Origin of the sequence: Desulfobacter sp. UBA2225, assembly GCF_002348205.1 — a bacterium.
GTDB classification, from domain to species: Bacteria; Desulfobacterota; Desulfobacteria; order Desulfobacterales; family Desulfobacteraceae; genus Desulfobacter; species Desulfobacter postgatei.
In genome coordinates, this window is the sequence record NZ_DDYV01000336.1 from 30,325 (window position 1) to 52,973 (window position 22,649).

A 22,649-nucleotide genomic window follows, 5' to 3' on the forward strand; every position below is an offset into this window, starting at 1 on the left:
GTTATTTGGTATTGCTCTGTCTAATACTTTCCAGTCTTTCACAGTAATGTCCGGTTAGATTTTTGCATACACTAAAAAATGTTGTTTTTTGTGTTTTTTAGTAAAATTTTGATAGATTGGTGCAACTCGGTTAATCGTTACACAAACCCCTTTTCACTGATCAACAGTAAAATCTGCTGAACCGCTTCATCCGGGGTCAGGTTGGAGGTGTCAATGGACAACTCCGGGTTTGACGGTTCCTCATATGGGTCATCCACCCCGGTGAAGCCTTTGAGCAGTCCTGCCTTGGCTTTTGCATACATACCTTTGCGGTCCCTTTTTTCGCACACGCTGATGGGGGTGGCCACATGGATTTCAAAGAATCCGCCATGGGCTTCGATGGATGTACGTATTTTTGACCGTGTACGCTCGTAAGGAGCAATGGGAGCGCAGATGGCGATACCTCTGTTCTTGGTGATCTCGGAAGCCACAAACCCGATGCGCCGGACATTAATATCACGGTGCTCCTTGGAAAAACTAAGTTCTGAAGACAGATTGCGCCGGACAATGTCCCCGTCTAAAAGGGTTACGGGCCGGGTGCCGATTTCCATAAATTTTGAATAGAGGACTTTGGCAATGGTAGATTTCCCGGCCCCGGAAAACCCTGTAAGAAACACTGTAAATCCCTGGGTGGAAGGGGACGGATAGGAGCGGCGCAACTCTTTGATCACATCCGGAAAGCTGGCCCATTCCGGTATATGTTTGCCCTTTCTGACCCGGTCACGGATATGGTCATTGGTAAAAGAGAGCGTTTCCTGGCCATCCGTCACCTCACTGGCCAGCTTAAACTCATCCTCAAAGGGCAGATATACCATCTCTTCAAAAAATACCGGTTCAATACCGATCTCTTCCCCGGCCTGCTGAGCCAACTCCCTGACCTGGGGAGTATCGTAGAACGGATTGCCGCAACTGTCACTTCCCGGGGTTGCGTGGTTATGGCCGATGACAAAGTGAGTACACCCGAAATTTTTTCCGATGATCATGTGAAGCACGGCATCTCTTGGACCTGCCAGCCTTGTGGATAAAGGCAACAGATTAAGCAGATAGGTGTCCGGGGGATAATAAGCGGCCACCTTCTGATAACAGCGCATCCGGGTATAATGGTCAAAATCTCCGGGTCTGGGGATGCCCGCGATGGGCAGCATCAACAGGTTTGCCTTTGCCTTTTTCATGGCCTGGATGGTCAGTTCGAACTGGGGACGATGGATGGGCTGGCGGGTCTGGAACCCCACAATTCGCTTCCATCCCAGCTTGCAAAACTGTTGCCGCACCTCTAAAGGCGTGTTGCGGATCTGCTTAAAATCGGAATGAATCGGCAGATTCAACGCTTCAATATTGCCGCCAACATAGTATCGGTCGCGTCCCTCCTGAAGCCGGGCCACCTCATCATGGGTCATATCTGTGGTGCCGTAAACCGCCATGGCCTCTTTTTCCCGATCCGCCTGCCAGATGTCCTCAATGGCCATGATACCTAAGGGAAATCCTTCAGGGTCTCGAAGAACAGCCGACTGTCCGGCCTCAAACCTGTCGGCACGATCCCTGGAAACATCAAGACAGATGGGCACAGGCCAGATTTCGCCGGAAGGCAGACGCATCCGGTCCAGGACACTTTCGTAGGCCTCCTGGGTCATAAATCCTTTCAGCGGAGTGAACACGCCTGTGGTCAACAGTTCAAAATCACATATCTGGCGCAGATTCAATGTGATATCCGGTAAAGAGGATAATAATTGTTTAAGTGCGATATGACGTTCCTGATCCACCAGAAGATTGACAAGGGATGTGTCTTGGGCCATCTAACTATCCTTTAAATAGTAGTAGTGAGTAGTGAGTAGTGAGATTAAAATAAGCTGTTTTCCTCACTACTCAATACTCAAAACTAACATCTTTCATTGTTTGTTGTGTCCGTCAGGACATGGCCGTTATTACTATTTCATTAATTCCTTATGGCTGTTAATCAGGGTTCCCACAACGCCGGGATCTGACAGGGTCGATATATCGCCAAGCTGATCATGCTCATCCGTTGCAATCTTTCTTAAGATGCGCCTCATGATCTTGCCGGATCGGGTCTTGGGTAGATCCGAGGCAAAATTGATGATATCCGGTGTGGCAATGGGCCCGATTTCACTTCTCACATGTTTTTTCAGTTCAGCCATCAGTTCATCGGACGGGGAAACGCCGATATTCAGGGTAACAAACGCATAAATTCCCTGCCCTTTGATGTCATGGGGATATCCGATGACTGCAGCCTCGGCCACATCAACGTGACTGCCCAGGGCAGATTCCACTTCTGCGGTACTCATACGGTGTCCGGAAACGTTGATAACGTCATCCACACGGCCCGTGATCCAAAAATAACCGTCCTCATCCCTGCGGCAGCCGTCGCCGGCAAAATAGTATCCGTCAAACATCTGGAAATAGGTCATTTCAAACCGGTCATGGCTCTTATAAACCGTACGCATCTGACCGGGCCAGGGTTCCTTGATCGCAAGGATTCCCTGGCAGGCCCCTTCCTGCTCTTTACCATCGTCACTGAGGACCACAGGCTGCACAGAGAAAAACGGCAGGGTGGCGGAGCCGGGTTTCTGGCCAATGGCATAGGGCAAGGCAGAAATCATGATGCCGCCGGTCTCTGTCTGCCACCAGGTATCTACAATGGGGCACTGCCCCTTTCCCACATATTTATGGTACCACAGCCACGCCTCGGGGTTAATGGGTTCGCCCACTGATCCCAAAAGCCGCAGGGAAGACAGATCATATTTTGTCACCCATTCCTCTCCCTGGGCCATGAGCGCCCGAATGGCGGTGGGGGCGGTGTAAAACTGGTTGACCTTCCATTTATCAATAGTGGCCCAAAACCTGCCGGGATCCGGATAGGTGGGCACGCCTTCAAATATAATGGATGTAGCGCCCTGGGAAAGGGGCCCGTAAACAATATATGAATGCCCCGTAACCCAGCCGATATCCGCCGTGCACCAGTAAACGTCGCCATCGTGGTAGTCAAATATGTATTTAAAGGTGGTTCCGGTATACACCATATATCCGCCGACATTGTGCTGAACCCCCTTGGGCGTGCCTGTGGAGCCTGATGTATAAAGGATGAACAGCGGATCCTCGGCATCCATCCATTCCACCGGGCATTCAGCACTCTGGGCCTGGGCTGCCTCGTGCCACCAGACATCCCGGTTCGCTACCATATTAACGTCAGAACCGGTTCGTTTGACCACAAAACAGGTTTCAACGGTGTGCCCATGGCCTTCGCACAGCTTGAGGGCCCTGTCCGCATTGCCCTTGAGGGGAACGGCCTTGGCCCCGCGCATAACACCGTCCGATGTCACCAGAACCTTACAAAGGGAATCCAAAATTCTGTTGGCCAGGGCCTCGGAGGAAAAGCCTCCGAATACAATGGAGTGGATGGCCCCTATCCTGGCACAAGCCATCATGGTTATGGCCAGTTCAGGGATCATCGGCAGGTAGATGGCCACACGATCGCCCTTGCCTACCCCGCTTTTTTTCAGGGCATTGGCAAAGCGACACACTTTTTCATGGAGTTCACGGTAGGTGATCACCATCTCCTCATCCGGACTGTTTCCCTCCCAGATGAAAGCAGCCTGGTCACCCCGGGTATCCAGGTGACGATCCAGACAATTATATGTAATATTGGTCTTGGCATTTTTAAACCATTCAATGAACACCGGCCCCTTGGACATGCTGTAGTTAAAATCCCGGACTTTATCCCATTTTTTTTCCCAGTAAAAAGTTTGTGCAATTTCACCCCAGAACCCTTCAGGATCTTCCACGGATCTTTTGTACATGGCTTTGTATTCGTCCATGGATTTAATCCAGGCATTTTCACGAAATTTATCCGGTGCATGAAACATGTTGTCACTCATATTCAGAAGCTCCTTTTCTTATTTATAATAATGTAGCTGTAATTTATTTTTAACCATTTTATCATCGATAATTAGAGCAAACTTTGTACCGGGAGCAACATATATGCATAACATATTGATAGCAAACATAATATTTGAAGAAACAGATCTCATTCAATCAAAGTCCAGCTACAATAAAAATTGTTAAACTTTCCGGATAAAACCCTTAAAAACCATTTAAAAGAGGAAGATAGATCAAATTACAATAAATATTGTAGATACAATTTAGTTGTAGCTGGACAGAACTATCCCTCTTCACGAAGTTTTTGAAGTCGCTTGCTGAGCGCCTGCTGGGAAATGCCCAGAATTTTGGCCGCAGCAGACTGATTCCCTCCTGTATGGGCCATGGCTTTTTCCACCAGTGCATTGGCAGCCTGCTTCAAAGTCGGAAGTTCCGGATCTACCGACATAGACGCCCCCACCCCATGATCGGTATGGATGGAAATATTAAACAAATCAGCAGAGATGGCACCGCCCTGGTATCTGGACATGGCATCGTAAACCATGGACTTCAACTCCCGGATATTCCCCTTGAACGGATGCGTTTCCATGATTTCAATAAGACGTTTCGGGATATCAGGCACAGGCTTGTCCAGTTCATCGGCAGCCTGGCAGATAAAGCGATCCAGAAGCAGGGGAAGGTCCAAAAGGCGTTCCCGCAACGGAGGTATGGTCAGCCTATGTGTGGAGAGGCGGTAAATCAGATCCTTTCTGAATTTACCCTGTTTTTCGAGTGCCCACAGATCCTGATTGGTGGAAGCAATGATCCGGGTATCCGAATGCCGGGTAATATCCGACCCCAGCGCCAGATAATCACCTTCCTGGAGCAGTCTGAGCAGCTTAACCTGGGAGGATAATGCCAAATCGCCGATCTCATCGAGCATCAAAGTTCCCCCGGAAGCCTGAAGAATCAAGCCGGGCCGGGCGTTCCGGGCGCTGGTAAACGCGCCGGGCACATGGCCGAACAAAGTGTCTGAAAACATATTATCATCCAACCCTGCCACGTTGACCTTTACCAATTTGCCCTTACGGCCGCTTAAGTTGTGAATGCACTGGCCAATCAACTCCTTGCCCACCCCTGTTTCCCCAAAGATCAGCACCGGCTGGGGAGACGGCGCCACAGCTTCCACATAATGGAAAATGGCATGCATCTGACTGTCCTGGGTAATAATCGCGCTGAAAGCTGCAGGTTTTTTTATCTGGGCAAACAACTCCTGGTGCAGGGAAGGAGAAAGCTGCCCCAAGGCCTGTCCGCCATCAAGCGCCTGTTTTACCGACTTAATCAGGCGATCCGAATCAACGGGCTTAAGGATATAATCCATGGCCCCGATCTTCATGCATTTAACAGCCGTATCCACCTCAAGATTACTTGTGAGCACAATAACAGGTATTCTTGGCCAGGTCTTGCGGATACTTTTCAACAGGTAGGCGCCGTTGATATGAGGCATATTTAAATCCAGGAGAACCAGCCCCGGAATTCTACGTTCCATGGTCCTGATCACATCCCTTGAATCCTGGATGGCAGTGATGTTGTCAAAACCGGCTATTCGCAGAATCGTTTCTACTGCAGCAAGAATTTTTGGATCGTCATCCACTATGAATATGGGGTTATCCGGATTTGGGGAATTCAAAACGATTAAAACCTCCTTTTTACCGGCACAATTTAAGGGTTAGGCCACCCTACCTTTATCCTGAAAAAAGAATCCCATGTCAACTGCTGTTCAAAAAACCTGACAAAAATCGAAACAAAAATGTAAATTTCTGGCCGGTTATTCCGATAATAACATCAAGGGGTTTCTAACAATAGAGACAAAATCCACTCCATAAGCCCGGTTATCTTTGAATTTTACCACTTTTGAACAATTCTAAAACACAATGGCATAAAACATGCTTTATATAATTTTAAGCACACAAGTCAAAAACATATTAAAAAAAAGGAATATTAAAATGGACAGCAACAAAAAAATATTTGAAGTAAAAAAAACATTTGGACTGAGTGTACTGCTGAAACTAACCCGTAAAACCATAGACGGGATAGAGATCAGTGAAATGAACGGAAAATACCGTTCCAATCTTAACTTAGACGAGATGAACCAGGCCGTTACCCGCACCATGGCTTCACACAATATTCAGTTGAAAATCGGATAAGCCTTTTGTCATCCCCCCCTTTTTGCCGGGCATGTAGTATCTTCCCGGCAAAATCTGATATATAAAGGACACCGGAAAGGCCGAATGCTTTTCCGGTGTTTTTTTATCTCAAAAACCACCATCAGGACGAAATTGATACATTAATGTGAGATATTTAACCGGTTAATATAAAAATGATCAAAATAGCAATAGTCGGATTAGGCGGCGCCATAGGCGCCATGTGCCGATTTCTGGTGTACGAAGGTTATATCAATGCCTTAAAAAACACATCGCTTCCCTTAGGAACCATTACCGTCAATGTTTTAGGATGCTTTATCATCGGATTTTTAGGCGGTATTGCCGATACACGGCAAGTCTTTGCCCCGGAAGTCAGACTACTTATTTTTACCGGATTCTTAGGCGGATTCACCACGTTTTCCACCTTTGGATTTGAACTGTTTTTATATATGCGCAACGGACAGATCGGTCTGGCCGTTTTAAACGGGCTTATCCAGTTAAGCGCCGGCCTGATTTTTGTGTGGATTGGATTCGAGTTATCAAAAGCCATTTGAAAAACAATTATGCATTTTTGTTATTTCTCAATACAAGATCTTTGCAGATGGTTGCAATCTCAAACTCTTCATCCGTGGGGACCACCCAGAGCTCCACAGCGCTGTCATCGGTTGAGATACGAGCGGATTTACCCCTTAAACCGGCGTTAACTTCTTGATCCACTATAATGCCGAGATGCTCAAGCCCTTCCAGGCACTTACCCCGGACTTTCGCGTCGTTTTCCCCAATGCCGGCGGTAAAGGCGATTGCATCCAGGCGTCCAAGCACGGCATAGTAAGCTCCGATATATTTTTTAATACCGTGGCACAGCATCTCAAAGGCAAGCCTGGCATTGTCATCACCGAAGGCCATGGCTTTATGAATATCCCGCATATCATTCATGCCGCAGATACCGGCAAGACCGCTTTCACGGTCAAGAACGGTCTGAATTTGTGCAGCACTTTTCCCGGTACAGGAGGCAAGGTAAGCAGGCAGCGAAGGATCAATGTCACCGCACCGGGTTCCCATGATCAAACCGGAAGTCGGCGTCATGCCCATGGAGGTTTCCCGGCACACGCCGCCCTTGACCGCGGTTATCGAAGACCCGTTACCCAGGTGGCACACAATATTGCTCAACTCATTTAAAGGTTTTCCCATGAGACCGGCAAGCGTTCTGGTGACATAGGCGTGGGAGGCGCCATGGAATCCGTACCGCCTGACTTTATATTGAGTGTAATAAGCTGCGGGCAACGCATACCGGTACACATAATCAGGCAGATGACTTGCAAACAGCGTGTCAAACACCGCAACCGAAGGCACGCCGGGGAAATGCGCCATGGCCGCTTCAATACCGGCCAGGTTGGCCGGGTTATGCAAGGGCGCCAGCACGATGTTCTCCCGGATGCCCTCAATGGCCCAGTCATCCACAATGCAGTTTTCCTTGAAAATTTCACCACCCTGGGCCACCCGATGCCCAATGGCCACAAGTTCCTGTGCAGATTTAACAAGCGGCTCATCACCCGCCATAAGTAAAGCGGCCACCTTTTCGATAGACTGGGTGTGATTTTCAAAACATTCAAACAACTCGGTTTTTTCACCGGACCCGGAGTCCGTGTACAAGGTATGGGTCAAACTGCTCTCCGGACTGCCGATTCGCTCCACCAACCCCGCGCATATGGCCCTGGGACCGGCTAAATCAAACAATTTATACTTCAGGGAGGAACTTCCTGAATTAATGACAAGTACTTTCATTTTTTCAACTTTCGCTTAATTGAGTTAATTATGCCCGGTTACATTCAGGGCATTCAGGCAGTTACACTTTAAGCTCATGCACCATTTCAATTTTTTAAACATCCCATGGCAGCATATCTTAAAGCTTCCGGCTTAAAGGAGTCCGGGGAAATCAGTTTCGCAGAGTAGCAATCAACCGTTTAGGATTTTCAAAAAAGGCAAATAGATCCAGAATATGCCGGATCATCACATCGGCGGACATCAGGGCCGGCAAGGCCATCCCCTCCTCTCCAAGCACTGCAACGCCCAACCTTGCATGTTTAAGCATCAGGGCATCATTAACCCCGTTGCCCACAGCCATGGTGGTTTCCGGGCCGATGTGTTTGAGTACATCCAGTTTTTTTTGATCCTGTTCCTGATTTGAAATGAGTACAACTTCAGCCTTCACACCTTCAAGCTGTACCCGGACAGAGCCAAAGGTATCGGCTGTCACAACGTGAAAATCAAGGCAGTGGGCAAGCCGGTTCATGGCCGGCCCTACCCCGTCAAAAAGACGGCCGTCCGCTGCAATGGTGCCGTTGTAGTCAAAGATTACATTCTGAATATTAACCGGACCGGTGCCGGGAATTTCAATACAAATCATGCCATCCCCTGACGAAATCTATAGATATGGTGCAATTATTGTTTCTAAAAATCGTTATACTCCACACCAGGTAATAACATTTTCCACATCCTCCCGCGGACTGATCACCTGGTTTGCAGGAAAATCCCAGTCAGGGTACCCGATTGCAATGGCAACGAGTAATCGCTTATCATCGGGGATTTGAACAATCTCTCTGATGACGTCGGAATAGATGATACCCTGGTTCTCAATACAGGTAGCAAGCCCGAAATCAACGGCAGCCAGGCAGATATTTTGAATAACCAACCCGGCATCCAGATAGACGCCTTCAATGGGGCGTGATTTATCACCAGCAAGGATGATCGCTGCAGGGGCGTCAAAATACCGGAATCCGCGTTCCATCCACGCCATCCGTTTGGCTTTATCTTCCCGTTCGATACCCATAACATTAAACAATCGTTTTGCAATATCTACCTGCCGTTCACGGTACACAGTGCCTTTTTCCGGTTCAATCACGATATGAGCCATCTCTTCAGGGGGATCTTCAGAACTGCGGAATCTTTCCACATTGGCACGTTTTAGCTGCTCCAAAGGTTCTTCGGCAACCACATAAAAATGCCAGGGTTGTGTATTTTTCGTAGACGGTGCCCTGGTAGCGATGGCAAGAATCCGGGTCAGCATCTCTTTGGGCACCGGTTTGTGTAAATATCCGCGAACACTTCTTCTTTGTTCAATGACATCCTTTAATTCCATTATTTCATCCTTGGATAGCTATTAAACCCCATGTATCAAACCTTGCAAATTGATGCCGAGCAGTTTAATGTGAAGCGCAATAAATACTCAACACTTTTTATGCAAATTTAGGACAGAGCCTTGGTTGCCCACAAAACAACCCTTTATCAAAAAGGGTATCCAATGTATAAGCTTTTATTATTATGATGACCATAAAACATATCACCAATCTACATGCAGCGGATCAGGACCCGGCCATTCATCACCTTGAGGCCAGGGTATATTATGAAGATACGGATCACTCGGGGGTGGTTTACCACGCCAATTATCTGAAATTTTTTGAACGGGCCAGAGAAGACATCTTCGGTATTGATACCCTGGTCCGGATGTGGCACGACAAAGGCATCGGCTTTGCCGTATACAAAGCTGAGATCGGCTACCACGAGGGGGCGCAATTCGGGGATCTCCTGGATATCCGGACCACCTGGGAAAAACAGGGGCCATACCGGGTGGTGTTTTACCACAGCGCCTGGCGCCCGGGCCAAAACAAGCCCGCGGTAACCTGCACCCTGGACCTGGTTTGCCTGGGGCCGGGCAAAAAGCTTTTGCCCATTCCGGAATTCGATTTTCTGGATTAGGGACTCAGATTTTACAACACAGCCTCCTTTTCCAGAATGCTCAACCCAATGACTTTGTGTCCGGGATGCCGTCCTTGTTCAGGATCTGAAATATGTCGAATTTCCACCCTGTACGCCTCCAAAGAAAGGCGGATCCCCTCCCGGCGGAGGGTCACTGAAAATATTTGACCCTCTTGGATATGATCCAATATCTTAGAATCTTGTCTTGCCAGGATACCCAAGCCAGTGTAAGTCCAGTCCCGCAAGGGAAACTGGTAAACCATCACGGAACCTGGGAACGTAAATTCAACACTGGCACCGTCCGCAGCCGCTGTTCTTAACTGTGTGCGAAGATCTTCGTTTTCTGAATTATTTTCTTTTTCCATAATCAGCCTGATAGTTAGATAAAATAAAAATTAACGTACATATTAAGCCATTTTACCTAATCAAATCAACAAATTATTATTCCGTACGGCAATTGTATAATCAAAATATTTAAGTTTTTTACAAATTGTTGTAAAATATTGTAAAATATTCATTATCAAGGAGGTGCCCGTGAAAGACGACCATATGTTGCCTGAAACGCAACAAAAAAAATCAGGAGTTACCAGGCGATGCTTCCTGAAAACCGTTGCCGGTGCCGCAGCCGGCATTGGTGTGTCCCAGATGGTGAACCCGACGCTGGTTAAAGCCCTTGAAAAAGAACTTAAACGGCATCCGGTTCTCTGGATCCAGGGACAGGCATGCACAGGCTGTTCGGTCAGCCTGCTCAACAGCGTTGATCCCAGCATTGCAGATGTGCTTTTGAAAGTCATCAGTCTGCAATATCATCCCACAATAATGGCCAGCGAAGGCGAAACTGCTCTGGAGAACCTGTTTGGTATTGCCAAGGAATACAAGGGGAAATTTTCTCTTGTTGTGGAAGGCGCCATCCCTACGGCAGCAGAGGGCAAGTACTGTGCTTTTGGCGAATACGCGCATAAAGAGTACACCATGGTTGACCTGGTCAAGGAAGTGGCTCCCATGGCCGCCTCCTGTCTTGCTGTGGGCACCTGTGCCGCATACGGCGGCATTCCCGCGGCCAACGGCAATGTCACCGGTGCCACCGGATGCAGAGACTTTTTTGCAGATAACGGCATTAACACCCCGATTGTCAATATCCCGGGCTGTCCGCCCCATCCGGACTGGATCGTCCTTTCGATCGTACATCTGCTGGAAAAGGGCATTCCTGAATTGGATGATGAAGGACGCCCCATGCTCTTCTTTGGAGAGAATATCCATGACAACTGCCCCAGGCTGAAAATGTATGAGGCGGACCAACTGTCCCAGACCCTGTCAGACCCCAAAGGCTGCCGTATAAACCTGGGCTGCAAGGGACCTTCCACATATGCGGACTGCTACAAGAGAAAATGGAACAGCGGCCTGAACTGGTGTGTGGATAATGCGGTCTGTATCGCTTGCGTTGAACCCGGTTTCCCGGATCAATCATCACCCTTTTATGAACCCGCATAATCCACCGGAACAGATTCACACAAGGAGAAATATTTATGTCAGGCAGCAAACCCACTACCGGATCAGTCGGGGTCGATAGCACTAAAAAACTTAAAATAAGCATTGACCCGATCACAAGGATCGAAGGCCACTTGAAAGCCGAGGTGGAAGTTAAAAATGGCGTTGTTGTGGACGCCCGCATGTCAGGCGGCATGTACCGCGGATTTGAGCAAATTCTTGTGGGCCGAGACCCCAGGGATGCCGTCCAGATCACCCAGAGAATCTGCGGGGTATGCCCCACATCCCATGCCACGGCATCATCCCTTGCCCTGGATGACGCATTCGGCGTAACACTTACGGACAACGGACGAATTGCCAGAAATCTGATCCTGGGGGCCAACTTCATCCAGTCCCATATCCTGCATTTCTACCATCTGGCAGCACTTGACTATGTGAACGGTCCGGACACGGCGCCTTTTATTCCCAGATATAAAAACAATGACATCCGGGTCTCCAAGGATATTAACGACCTATGCGTCGCCCAGTACCTTGAAGCCCTTGAAATACGTAAAATCTGCCATGAAATGGTGGCGCTTCTGGGCGGCAAAATGCCCCATGTCCAAGGCATTGTGGTGGGCGGAACAACGGAAATTCCCACCAGAGAAGCCCTGAATGCCTATAACGAACGGTTCAAGAAAGTCAAAAAATTCGTCATGGAAAAATATATTCCAGTGATCTACGCCCTGGCAGGGCCCTACGGCGATCTGCTCAAAACCGGTGTGGGCCACAAAAACCTGGTCTCCTGGGGTGTATTCCCCATGGACAGCAAAGGCAAAACCCTTCTGAAACCAGGTGTTTATACAGACGGGGAAGACTATAAAGTGGACCCTGCCCAGATCAAGGAATATGTTAAATACTCCTGGTTTGAAGACAGCACCACAGGTTTGAATCCCACCAGGGGCCGGACCCGGCCGGAACCGGGCAAAGCCGGTGCATACTCCTTTATCAAGGCGCCCAGATACAATGGCAAGCCCCATGAAGGTGGGCCTTTGGCCAGAATGTGGGCCACCAACCCGGAACTGTCCAAAACCGGCCAGGAAGCGCTGGGGGTTAAAAAACTGCGTGATATTGGCGATGCCTGTTTCTCAATTTTGGGCCGCCATGTGGCAAGGGCCGAAGAGACCGTCCTGGTTGCCAAAGCGGTTGAACAATGGCTTGCCGAAGCCACCCCGGGCAAAGAGACCTTTGTTCCGGCGGCTATCCCCGAAAACGCGGAAGGTCTTGGTATGACAGAAGCCCCCAGAGGCGCGCTTCTCCACTATGTGGAGATCAAGGACTCCGTGATATCCAATTACCAGATCACCTCTGCCACCATCTGGAACGCCAACCCCAGGGATGACATGGGCCAGAGAGGCCCCATTGAAGAAGCCCTGATCGGCGTCCCCGTACCGGACGTGGACAATCCGGTGAATGTCGGGCGCCTGATACGCGCCTACGACCCCTGACTGGGCTGCGCCGTCCACGTGCTGGACGCAGATACCGGCAAGGAAATCAAAGTGGAAGTTCCCCTGTAAATGAAAAAATTACTGGTGCTTGGTGTGGGAAATATCCTGATGCAGGACGAAGGCATGGGCGTCCACGCCATCAATGAACTCTGGAAGGAAAAAGAGACCTGGAAAGATGCGGACGTGGAGTTCATCGACGGCGGCACCTTTACCCAGGATATCTTTTACCTGTTTGAAGGGTATGAAAACGTTCTGGTGCTGGATATCGTCCGGGCCAACCAGGCACCCGGCACCATCTTTTCCCTGGAAGAAAACCACCTGAGAAAAGATAAAAAGCAGATGCTCTCTTTACACGACATTGATCTTTTAGACTCTTTAGGTATGGCTGAAATGCGTGGACACAGGCCCTATCTGAGGGTAGTGGGGATTGAACCGGCCACCATTAACTGGGGAACGGAACTTACCCCGCCTTTGGCAGCCGCCCTTCCCGATTATTTGAAGGTCGTTCGAAAACACATCAATGAGATCCTTGGGTCATCCGACACGGTGTGATACGGCGCCCCTGTGGGCAATTAATTTTCAGGTATCCACAAGCCACTCCCTGTTGGCGCAAAATTGATACGCCAGGAATTATCCTTCCCCCAATAGACCGCTGCCCCCCGTTCCTGACCGTAAATCAAGGAAAAATACGAAAGTTAATCTGTACAGTTCAGAAGGAAAATGATAATAAACAGGCAGAATCGACAGTAAGCCTAATCCAAACTCCTTGATTTTCTATGGTTTCTTATAATGGACAACATACTGAGTCTCCCCAGTGATTCTGATATCAAAAAAGTCCTGAAAAGAAATGACAAGGAACTGCCGGGATTTGCCCAGGTTATGGCCAAAATGCTCACCCTTTGCAATGACCCTGACGCTACCATTGGAGATGTGGCCAAACTGGTTGAAACAGACCCGAGCATCACCGCAAAGGTGCTGGGTATTGTAAACTCTGCTTTTTTCAATCTAAGATCCAGGATCTCGGCCATTTCAGAGGCCGTGCTCTTTCTGGGACTTGATGAGGTCAAAAAAATTTGCTTGGGTGCAACTTTTTTTGAAAAAATGGTTAAATCCGGACGCCAAAAACAATTTGACCGAACGTTTTTCTGGCGTCACTGCCTGTGCGTGGCAAGTCTCAGTCAGGCCCTTGCCGCGGAGATAGGATATCCCAACCCTGAGGACGCTTATACGGCAGGCTTGCTCCATGATTTTGGAAAAATTGCCCTGGACCGTTTCGGCCGGGTGAATTATGCTGTTTTTTGCAAAAACGCCTTCAACTGCACCGGCCCCTCGGTTGAAGCAGAAAGGGATGTCATGGGGATCGGGCACGATGACCTGGGGGCCTATTACGGACATCGCTGGGGATTTCCCCAAAAGCTTTCCCTGGCCATACAATACCACCACCGTCGTTTTAACCATCTGGATCTTTGCAAAGAAGATATGCAGTTTATTTGCATTGTCTGCCTGGCTGATTTTCTGGCCTGGACCCAGGGCATGGGCTCTGTGGATGCCATTTCCCCACTATCGCTACAGCCCGAAGTTGAACAAAATATTCAGCTTGACCGTATAAACTTTGAAGCCGTGATCCAAAAAATGGATGAAGAGATTGAAAATACGGCCAAGTTTTATGAATTCAAATTTCCTTCTTCTGACCAGTACCGAGCCAACCTGCTCAAGGCCAATTTGAAATTGAGCTCCATTAACTCGGCCTATTTTTCCCCCAAACAAAAAGAAATCCATGAGAAAAAGCGCTCTATGACTGCAAGCATCACCGCACCCCACTGCAGCCTGGAGCCCGAAAAGATACTATCGGCGACTTTGAAAGCCATTTGCCAGGATTTTGGTTTTGACAGGGTTTACATATTAAGGGCAGTCTCCCCTTTACGCCGCCTTCAGGTTGTAAAGTGCCTGCAACAGGACGGTTTTTCAAACCGGTTGGCATCTCACTATATCTCCACGGATAAGGTGGATAACGGTTTCCTCCAGTGCCTGAGAAATAAAGAGCCGGTTGTCATCAACGGCACCCTGCCAGGCGAAAAGGAGGTGCTGGAACGGTTTTCAGTATCCCAGATGCTTGTTGTTCCTTTTTGCAGTCATGATAAGGTAATCGGACTTCTGGGAATGGATTATGCCGTATCCGGACAAAAAATTGAGCCGGGTCTGTTTTCATCCATTGCGCTTGTGGCCAATGAGCTTGGGCTTGCGCTGGAAAATGCCTCGGCCTATAAAAAGGCCAAGTCCGCATCTCTTCACGACGGGTTGACCGGACTGCTGAACAGGGTGGCCGTTGATGATCTGTTAAAAGAATCTTTTATAAAAGCGGTCAGTGAAGATACCCCCCTTTCCGTTGCTATGATTGATGTGGATTTTTTTAAAAAATTTAATGATATGTTCGGCCACCAGGCTGGAGACAGCGTCCTCAAGCTCATCGCAAAAGCCTTAAAAAAAATGTCCCGCCCCACAGACTATGTCGGCCGATACGGTGGAGAGGAGTTTATCGTTGTCCTGAATAACACAGACCCCGCCAAAGCGGTTGTGTATGCCGAACGTATTCGAAAGGAGATCGAACGTCTGGGCCATCTGCTTTCTGATCGTTTTCCAGGGCTTGGCCTGACCGTGAGTATCGGCATCAGCAAATTTGAAAATGATATGAAAAACAAGGAAGCTCTGGTGTCAAAGGCGGATGAGGCCCTGTACAAAGCAAAGAAAGCCGGTCGGAATCGGGTGGTTTCAGGATAAGAACAGAGTCTGCCGGTAATTGAAGAGGTACAACCATTAAAATACCCGGGCTGGGCTGATAAACGGATTTATGATCATTCTTCCCCGAAGAGGATATAGTTGACGACACAACTTGTTCACACGACACACCCGTCATTCGTGCGGTTTTTTACTTGACACCTTGTCCTGCTCGGATAGAATGCACATATTTTTAATTTTTAACATATTTATATTTACATTGTAATCACTTTTTTTGGAGGTACCATGAAGAAATGGTCTGTATTGCTGGCTCTTTTACTTTGTCTGTCGTGGGCATCCCATGTTTCAGCCAAAACCACCTTTCGATACTCCAATTTTTTCCCGCCCACACATATCCAAAGCCAGCTTGCTGAAAGCTGGTGCAAGGAAGTTGAAAAAAGAACCAATGGAGAAGTGGTTATCCAGTATTTCCCGGCCTCCACTCTGACCAAAGCAGACCAAACCTACGGCGAGGTGGTGAGCGGGGGCATAGCCGACATCGGTATGAGCGCTTTGGGATACTCCCGGGGTAGATTTCCGGTGGCAGAGGCCATTGACCTGCCCATGGGATACACTTCGGGGGTCCAGGCCACGGCCGTGGCCAATGCCATGTACGAGAAATTCAAACCCGAAGAGTTCAATGAAACTCACATCCTGTTCTTCCATGCCCATGGTCCGGGCCTGATCCACACCCGGGATAAGGAAATAAACACCCTTGAAGACTTAAAGGGCCTTAAGATCAGGAGTACAGGGACCAGCGGCCTGGTTATGGACGCTTTAGGCGCATCACCAGTGGGCACAAGCATGCGGGAGTGTTACCCGATGCTGCAAAAGGGCGTGGTAGACGGCTCCTGTCACCCCATTGAATCCAACAAAGGCTGGAAATTGGGCGAAGTGGTCCATTACATGATTCAGAACTTTTCCACCGCGTATACCACCACCTTTGGTGTATTTATGAACAAAAATCAGTGGAGCAAACTTACGCCGGAACAGCAAAATGCTATTATGAAAATAAACCGGGAATGGGCAGTAAAACACGCAGAAGCCTGGGACGAATCCGACAAGGAGGGCATGGCGTTTTTCAAGGAAAAAGGAGGGGTTGTCATCCCCCAGTCAGCAGACGAAGCTGAGAAGTGGCGTGAAGCTGCGCTGCCGGTTCTTGACAACTATATTAAAAAAGTATCTGAAAAGGGCGTAGATGGAAAGGCTGTTGTGGATTTTATAAAAGCCAACATGTAGCACGCCGATAGGGTTTAGATAAATCGCGCCCCCAAGGTGCAGTAGCAGTTTTATGGAAGAATTCGTTTTAACGGATTCTTCCTAATTTTTTGTTAACACATTTACAATAACAGGTTTTTGAATGACATTGCTGGACCGTATTTTAAACCGTATTTCTGACCTGCTCAGATCTGTCGGCGCCCTTTCCCTGACGCTGATGATGCTCATTACCGTGGCTGATGTGACAGGCCGTTTTTTCAAACACCCCATTTTCGGATCTGTGGAACTTGTGGGTTTTTTAGCTGTTGCCGTGGCTGCTGCGGCCATGCCCCACACGTATAAAGTGGACGGACACGTGGGTGTGGAAATTATCACCCGTCTTTTGCCCCGCAAAACCCGTCTGCTGCTGGATCTATTTACCCGGACCCTGACGTTGATTTTTTTCTCAGTGGCTGCCTGGCAGATGTTTGTTTATGCCAAAGAGATGCAGCGGGCTGGCGAAGTTTCCATGAACCTGGAATTGCCTCTGCATTATATTGTCATTGTCCTGGCCATAAGCCTTGCTTTTTTTTCCAGCACCATCCTTCAGCAGATTGTTGCCACCGTCAACCAATTTAAAAAAGGCACAACCAGATGAGCCCCATTCTTACAGGAATTTTCGGCATTGCCGCCATGATCATCATGTTCATGACCCAGATGCCTGTCGCGTTTGTTATGGCCCTGGTAGGGTTTATCGGCGTTTCATTAATGGTAAGTCCCAATGCGGGGCTTATTCTTTTATCCAGAAGTTTTTATGACACCTTTGCCTCCTATGATCTGACCACCATTCCGCTGTTCATTCTCATGGGGCAGTTGGGATTCAATTCCGGCATATCCAAGCGCCTCTATTCAGCCGGGTATAAATTCTTGGGAAGCATACGCGGGGGCCTTGCCATGGCAACGGTGGCTGCCTGTACGGCATTCGGGGCCGTATGCGGCTCAAGTCCGGCCACGGCCGCCACTATGGCAACGGTGGGATTACCCGAGATGAAGCGGTTCAACTATGACGATGCACTGTCCACAGGCTCTGTGGCCTCGGGCGGCGGCATCGGCATGATCATGCCCCCGTCCGTGGTGCTGATCATCTACGGCATTTTAACGGAGCAGTCCATTGGCCAACTTTTTGTGGCCGGCATATTCCCGGCTCTTCTTGTTACCCTGCTTTTTATCGGTGCTGTTTTTATCACCTGTCTTTTGGACAAAAACGCCGGGCCTGCCGGGGAAAAATTTTCCTGGACCGAGCGATTCAAAGCGCTTTTGGGCCTTGGCGAAACCCTGATTATCTTTGCCCTGGTGGTGGGCGGCATTTTCTACGGCCTGTTTACCCCCACGGAAGCTGCGTCTGTAGGCGCTTTCGGTGTTCTAATCATTGCTGTACTCAGACGCCGGCTCACCTGGAAGGGATTCGTAAAATCATTAATGGAAACATTGACCACCTCCTGCATGATTTTAATGCTGATCACAGGGGCGGTTATTTTCGGTAAATTCTTGGCTGTTACCCGGATTCCCTTTGAGATTGCATCCTGGGTGAGCGAACTTAATATGGCGCCGGCCCTGGTGATTGCCGTAATCATTTTTATCTATTTTCTGGGCGGCTGTTTTATGGATGCCCTGGCTTTTGTTACCCTCACGGTGCCTATATTTTTCCCGGTGGTCATGGAACTGGGGTATGACCCCATCTGGTTTGGCATTATCATTGTTATGGTCACGGAGATGGGGGTTATTACACCGCCTGTGGGCATCAATGTCTACGTGGTTTACGGGGTGGCCCAAAACGTGCTGTCCCATAACGTGGCCCTGGAAAAAATATTTAAAGGCATTATCCCGTTTTTGATTGCCCTGATTGTCGGGATTATCATTCTTATTGCCTTTCCCTGGATCATATTGTTCCTTCCCGATTTGATGTACTCCTAAGAAATTGTAAAAAAATGACATATTCAAAAAAAACACCGGGGTGCGATTGAAAGATTTTAATACGCTGCTTGAAGGATCGGCGCAGGCCCATGGTCATCTGTGCCCGGGGCAGGTGATCGGGGTGCGCATGGCCATGCTTGGGTGTCGGCTCATTGGCTTAGATGAACCGTCAACATTGCCCCAGATCAAAAAAATCATTGTATATGTGGAGATGGACCGGTGTGCCACGGACGCCATCTCCTATGTTACAGGTGTAAAGCTTGGCAGACGGTCCTTAAAATTCATTGACAACGGCATCATGGCTGCCACCTTTATGAACCTTGAAACAGGAAAGGCATTTAGAATCGTTTCCACGGAAACAGCCCGGGAACTTGCCCCAAAATTGATGCCCAGCATTGAAGATTCAAGACTTGCCCAGCTCGAAGCTTATAAAATCATGAATGATTCAGATTTGTTTACGGTTTCCCGGGTAAAAGTAAATGTTCCCGCAGCGGAGATGCCCGGCCCCACACGGTTCAAGGCCGTATGTGCCCGGTGCGGCATTGTGGTCAGGGATAAAAAGGAAGTTTTAAAAAACAACCAGGTCCTTTGCCGGCCATGTGCTTTTGGATCCTATTATGAACCTGTGGACCCCTCATGAACACAACCCAATAGACTAATCTTTTCTTTAATCCTGTGAGGCAGACATTGACTGCTCCACGGACTTTCCTTTTTCAATAATGGCTTCAAGTTCATCCATTGTCTTGTCATACTGGCCGAAAAAGGTTTCAAACTTTTGAACCGTCTCATCATCTGGTTGGCAACGGTGCTTATTAAATTGATGGCATGTCTGGGCAGTGTAAACGTTGTCCGAACAGACTGCATCCCTTTAAGTGCATCCAGGGAGAACTCGCTGGACTTTATTTTCGATTCGCTCATTTTCTAATCCTCCTCATTTTTATTAAAATTAATTGATTTATATTACTTTGTAATTTTTTTTGGATATAATAATGAAAATAATATTGACACAATATTATTTAGACATATTTTACTCTCAAACAAACGGAAGGCAGACTTAAACGAGCCAACCGACAAAAACAACAATCAAGAGAAAGGAGTATGAACTATGTTTGCAAGAATCAATGAAATCGACAGAATGTTTGGGGCCATGGATCTGCTCCGCAGCAAAATGGACAGACTCTTCAATGAAATGGGAAGACCTTATCTGCATGGACCGGCATTAACCTTAGGGACCAATTCACCCAAAACCAATCTTATGGAAAACGGTGACAAATTTGAAGTCCGGGCAGAACTCCCCGGCATTTCAAAGGATGACATCAGCATTAAAATCCAGGGCAATTACCTTGAAATCAGCGGAAAAAGAGCAATTGAGCCCCTCGAAGGGTACAAGGTCCACAGAAATGAAAGGTCCGCCACCACATTCTCACGCAGCTTCACCCTGCCCGATGAGGTTGATGCGGAAAAAGTCGATGCAACGCTTAAAGACGGCATTTTGTATCTGACACTGCCCAAATCAGAGGCCGCCAAACCCAGACAGATCACCATTAACTAAAAATCAAATGAACAACAAAAATAAAACCCAGGGGGTTACCATGACTGACAGAAAAGATATCACTAAAACCGAAAACAAGACCATTGAGAAAACCCGTGAACTAAGAACCGCTACCCCGTCAGTGGACATTTATGAAAATGAAAATGAGATCCTGCTTTTTGCGGACATGCCCGGGGTTCACAAGGATGATATCACGGTAAACATTGAAAACGGCAAGCTCGCCATCTCCGGCGTCCGACGGCTTGATCACCAGGGCGTGTCGAACTGGGAGGAATTTGTGGACGTTGAATATGTCAGAAGCTTTTCCATCCCCCAAACCATTAATGTAGAAGATGTGGAAGCCAAGCTCAAAGATGGGGTGCTTACCCTCCATCTGCCCAAATCCGAAGCAGCCAAACCCAGATTGATTGAAATCAAAGCTGCCTAAGACAAGGAGACCATCTTCTTTGTGCCAGTATCAGGATGGCTGCTGCAAAACAAATGAGCCGCAGCCATCCCAGGCCCTCAACCATAAAAACCAAAGGAGATGAGACATGAATATTAAAGACCGACAACCGGACAAACCACAAATTCCCAAGGAGGCAGATAATGGACCAGGCAAAACCCAAAGGTGCCGGCAAAAGCAGTTTTGAACTGATTGACACGCAGATTTTAGAACAGATGCTGCCAATTCACAAGGGCTCGGTAATTCTGGATCTGGCCTGCGGTAAAGGGCTGTATTCACTGTTTCTATCACAGCTTTCGGGACCGAGCGGCCTGGTATATGCCGTGGATCTCTGGGAAGAGGGGCTTGAAATACTGGAACAAGACGCGCTGAAAAAAGAGGCCGCAAATATTTTAACCATCAAGGCGGATGCCACCAGGGAAATAGACATTGAAGCTCATAGCTTGGATTTGTGCCTGATGGCCACAGTACTGCATGACTTCAAGGAGATGAACGCCGACCAGACAGTTTTAAAACAAGTGCTAAACCTTCTTATACCCGGGGGATGCCTGGCCGTAATTGAATTCAAAAAGATGGATGGACCTCCCGGTCCGCCGGCACATATACGCCTGTCCCAGGAAGAGACGGAAAAACTGGTCACCGGGGTGGGATTTAAAAAAATAAATACTACGGAGATCGGTGACTACAACTATCTGACAACTTTCAAGTCACCGATGTAAAACAGGCCCCGTTCTCCGGACAAAAAGCAAAAAGACTTTTCAGAAAAGTCTGAAAAGCCTTTATTTTTAAGTGGCGTCCCCAAGGCTACTCTCCGTTTACCCCAATTCCACGATAACCCTTACTGCCAGCCGTAAATCCTTTACCTTTCAGACAGCTGGAACAGATGGTATCCAGCTCCAAAAACAAATCAAAATATAGCCACAACAAGACGTCAGTCGTTAAGTTGATGCCTGGACGATAAACCCGATATGGACGATGAAATTCCAAAAACTTTTTTCCTGAAGGGCAATTATCACTTCGGCAGTGTATCAGGGATTTTAATCCCATCTCTCCATGGACGGTACCCATCTGATCTGGACAATAACATCTTCCATCAAAACCTGCTGAAATTGTTGGATTTGGACGATGATTGACGGTTGGACGATGATTTTTCTAAAACTTTTTCCGACAGTCGAATAACAAACCCGTAAAAAATAAAAAACCGATGTAAGCACTGCTCAAAAATCCAGTGAGTGTGTCCCAGCACCACCCTACAGGTCCAATATCCCCTATCGGTCCTGTTGTAATAAAATAGCATAAAAATCCCGGAATTGCTTTAAGGACGAGCCTAACAGCTGTCCTTCCCCTGGCGGGTCGCTTTTGGTACGGGCCAATTTTTTATGTTCTCAAAATTGTATTAAACTTTCTTGAAAAAATGTTGAGTAAGTGTTTTTTTTACCGTAGTGCTGGGAAGTCTTATGCCGATTAGCACGATTTATTATATAATTTGTCGACTGTTTTTTTCATTTTGTCTCTACCCATATCATTTGCATAACGAACCTGTCCTAAAATAGCTGACAGTAGCAGTTCAACGTCAGGAGAGTTCTCTTGGAAGGCATCCTTAAAAATCTCTATTGTTTTTTGCTTTGCATTTTGCACCGGAACCAAATCAGAGTCATTCCTGATATCCTCAATAGTTTTGTTACCTATAAATCTAAACACTAAAAATTTATTTGTAATCTCTGATACAGTATGTCGAAAAATTCCCTCTATTGCATTACATATACCCTGGTGGTCTCTATTGGATAGATAACGCTCAAAATCTTTTTGAAAAAACTTTTTCATGTAAAAGGTCAAGTCTGGGGTGTCCAAAAACGCGGTTT

22 protein-coding genes are annotated in these 22,649 nt (G+C 47.9%); 14 read left to right on the forward strand and 8 right to left on the reverse strand.

What is annotated here, in order from left to right; all coding sequences use genetic code 11:
- Positions 1-137: 137 nt before the first annotated feature.
- From B3D59_RS17530 to B3D59_RS17540, 3 genes are all read right to left on the reverse strand, one after another.
- Positions 138-1,832 (reverse strand): bifunctional sulfate adenylyltransferase/adenylylsulfate kinase, encoded by a 1,695-nt coding sequence (locus B3D59_RS17530; RefSeq protein WP_286822434.1) that lies wholly within the window; start codon positions 1,830-1,832, stop codon positions 138-140.
- Between the two features lie 132 nt (positions 1,833-1,964).
- Positions 1,965-3,929, reverse strand: coding sequence for an acetate--CoA ligase (gene acs, locus B3D59_RS17535; protein WP_286822435.1), 1,965 nt, complete (start codon positions 3,927-3,929; stop codon positions 1,965-1,967).
- Between the two features lie 284 nt (positions 3,930-4,213).
- On the reverse strand, positions 4,214-5,599 hold the full coding sequence (locus B3D59_RS17540; protein WP_286822436.1) for a sigma-54-dependent transcriptional regulator: 1,386 nt from the start codon (positions 5,597-5,599) through the stop codon (positions 4,214-4,216).
- Between the two features lie 316 nt (positions 5,600-5,915).
- Between B3D59_RS17540 and B3D59_RS17545 the strand changes: the two genes are divergently transcribed.
- Together B3D59_RS17545 and crcB are read left to right on the forward strand one after the other, a co-directional pair.
- Positions 5,916-6,116 (forward strand): hypothetical protein, encoded by a 201-nt coding sequence (locus tag B3D59_RS17545; protein WP_277005219.1) that lies wholly within the window; start codon positions 5,916-5,918, stop codon positions 6,114-6,116.
- 173 nt (positions 6,117-6,289) lie between these two features.
- Positions 6,290-6,667 (forward strand): fluoride efflux transporter CrcB, encoded by a 378-nt coding sequence (gene crcB / locus B3D59_RS17550; protein WP_286822437.1) that lies wholly within the window; start codon positions 6,290-6,292, stop codon positions 6,665-6,667.
- Between the two features lie 7 nt (positions 6,668-6,674).
- On the opposite strand, the gene B3D59_RS17555 is transcribed toward crcB, so the two are convergent.
- From B3D59_RS17555 to B3D59_RS17565, 3 genes are all read right to left on the reverse strand, one after another.
- Positions 6,675-7,898 (reverse strand): acetate kinase, encoded by a 1,224-nt coding sequence (locus tag B3D59_RS17555; RefSeq protein ID WP_286822438.1) that lies wholly within the window; start codon positions 7,896-7,898, stop codon positions 6,675-6,677.
- A 151-nt stretch (positions 7,899-8,049) separates the two neighbouring features.
- A complete protein-coding gene (locus B3D59_RS17560; protein WP_286822439.1) occupies positions 8,050-8,520 on the reverse strand; it encodes an HAD family hydrolase in 471 nt (156 codons plus the stop codon).
- Positions 8,521-8,574: 54 nt separating this feature from the next.
- On the reverse strand, positions 8,575-9,252 hold the full coding sequence (locus tag B3D59_RS17565; protein ID WP_286822440.1) for a nitroreductase family protein: 678 nt from the start codon (positions 9,250-9,252) through the stop codon (positions 8,575-8,577).
- A gap of 182 nt (positions 9,253-9,434) precedes the next feature.
- Here B3D59_RS17565 and B3D59_RS17570 point away from each other — a divergent pair, with 182 nt between their 5' ends.
- Complete coding sequence (locus B3D59_RS17570; RefSeq protein WP_286822441.1) at positions 9,435-9,869, forward strand: YbgC/FadM family acyl-CoA thioesterase; 435 nt, start codon at positions 9,435-9,437, stop codon at positions 9,867-9,869.
- A gap of 11 nt (positions 9,870-9,880) precedes the next feature.
- Here the strand turns inward: B3D59_RS17570 and B3D59_RS17575 are convergent, their stop codons facing one another.
- On the reverse strand, positions 9,881-10,234 hold the full coding sequence (locus B3D59_RS17575) for a hypothetical protein (RefSeq protein WP_286822442.1): 354 nt from the start codon (positions 10,232-10,234) through the stop codon (positions 9,881-9,883).
- A 169-nt stretch (positions 10,235-10,403) separates the two neighbouring features.
- On the opposite strand from B3D59_RS17575, the gene hysB reads away from it, so the two are divergent.
- The 11 genes from hysB to B3D59_RS17630 all read left to right on the forward strand — a co-directional run bounded on the left by hysB (position 10,404) and on the right by B3D59_RS17630 (position 21,506).
- Complete coding sequence (gene hysB, locus B3D59_RS17580) at positions 10,404-11,360, forward strand: NiFeSe hydrogenase small subunit (RefSeq protein WP_286822443.1); 957 nt, start codon at positions 10,404-10,406, stop codon at positions 11,358-11,360.
- Between the two features lie 35 nt (positions 11,361-11,395).
- The gene (gene hysA / locus B3D59_RS17585) at positions 11,396-12,913 is read left to right on the forward strand and encodes a NiFeSe hydrogenase large subunit HysA (protein ID WP_286822444.1); all 1,518 of its coding nucleotides are present in this window, start codon (positions 11,396-11,398) and stop codon (positions 12,911-12,913) included.
- Positions 12,914-13,396, forward strand: a complete 483-nt coding sequence (gene hysD, locus B3D59_RS17590; RefSeq protein ID WP_286822445.1) for a NiFeSe hydrogenase maturation protease — start codon at positions 12,914-12,916, stop codon at positions 13,394-13,396.
- Positions 13,397-13,633: 237 nt separating this feature from the next.
- On the forward strand, positions 13,634-15,622 hold the full coding sequence (locus B3D59_RS17595) for an HDOD domain-containing protein (protein ID WP_286822446.1): 1,989 nt from the start codon (positions 13,634-13,636) through the stop codon (positions 15,620-15,622).
- 243 nt (positions 15,623-15,865) lie between these two features.
- Complete coding sequence (locus tag B3D59_RS17600) at positions 15,866-16,858, forward strand: TRAP transporter substrate-binding protein (RefSeq protein WP_286822447.1); 993 nt, start codon at positions 15,866-15,868, stop codon at positions 16,856-16,858.
- A gap of 121 nt (positions 16,859-16,979) precedes the next feature.
- A complete protein-coding gene (locus B3D59_RS17605) occupies positions 16,980-17,474 on the forward strand; it encodes a TRAP transporter small permease (protein ID WP_286822448.1) in 495 nt (164 codons plus the stop codon).
- The gene (locus tag B3D59_RS17610; protein ID WP_286822449.1) at positions 17,471-18,790 is read left to right on the forward strand and encodes a TRAP transporter large permease; all 1,320 of its coding nucleotides are present in this window, start codon (positions 17,471-17,473) and stop codon (positions 18,788-18,790) included. Before B3D59_RS17605 ends, B3D59_RS17610 begins: the two co-directional genes overlap by 4 nt.
- A 46-nt stretch (positions 18,791-18,836) precedes the next feature.
- Complete coding sequence (locus tag B3D59_RS17615) at positions 18,837-19,430, forward strand: FmdE family protein (RefSeq protein WP_286822450.1); 594 nt, start codon at positions 18,837-18,839, stop codon at positions 19,428-19,430.
- 465 nt (positions 19,431-19,895) lie between these two features.
- On the forward strand, positions 19,896-20,342 hold the full coding sequence (locus tag B3D59_RS17620; protein WP_286822451.1) for an Hsp20/alpha crystallin family protein: 447 nt from the start codon (positions 19,896-19,898) through the stop codon (positions 20,340-20,342).
- Between the two features lie 40 nt (positions 20,343-20,382).
- Positions 20,383-20,769: an Hsp20/alpha crystallin family protein gene (locus B3D59_RS17625; protein ID WP_286822452.1), complete on the forward strand. Its 387-nt coding sequence runs from the start codon at positions 20,383-20,385 to the stop codon at positions 20,767-20,769.
- Positions 20,770-20,930: 161 nt separating this feature from the next.
- A complete protein-coding gene (locus B3D59_RS17630; protein ID WP_286822453.1) occupies positions 20,931-21,506 on the forward strand; it encodes a class I SAM-dependent methyltransferase in 576 nt (191 codons plus the stop codon).
- Between the two features lie 745 nt (positions 21,507-22,251).
- Here the strand turns inward: B3D59_RS17630 and B3D59_RS17635 are convergent.
- The coding region (locus B3D59_RS17635) for a hypothetical protein (protein ID WP_286822454.1) at positions 22,252-22,649 on the reverse strand (398 nt) is incomplete at its 5' end.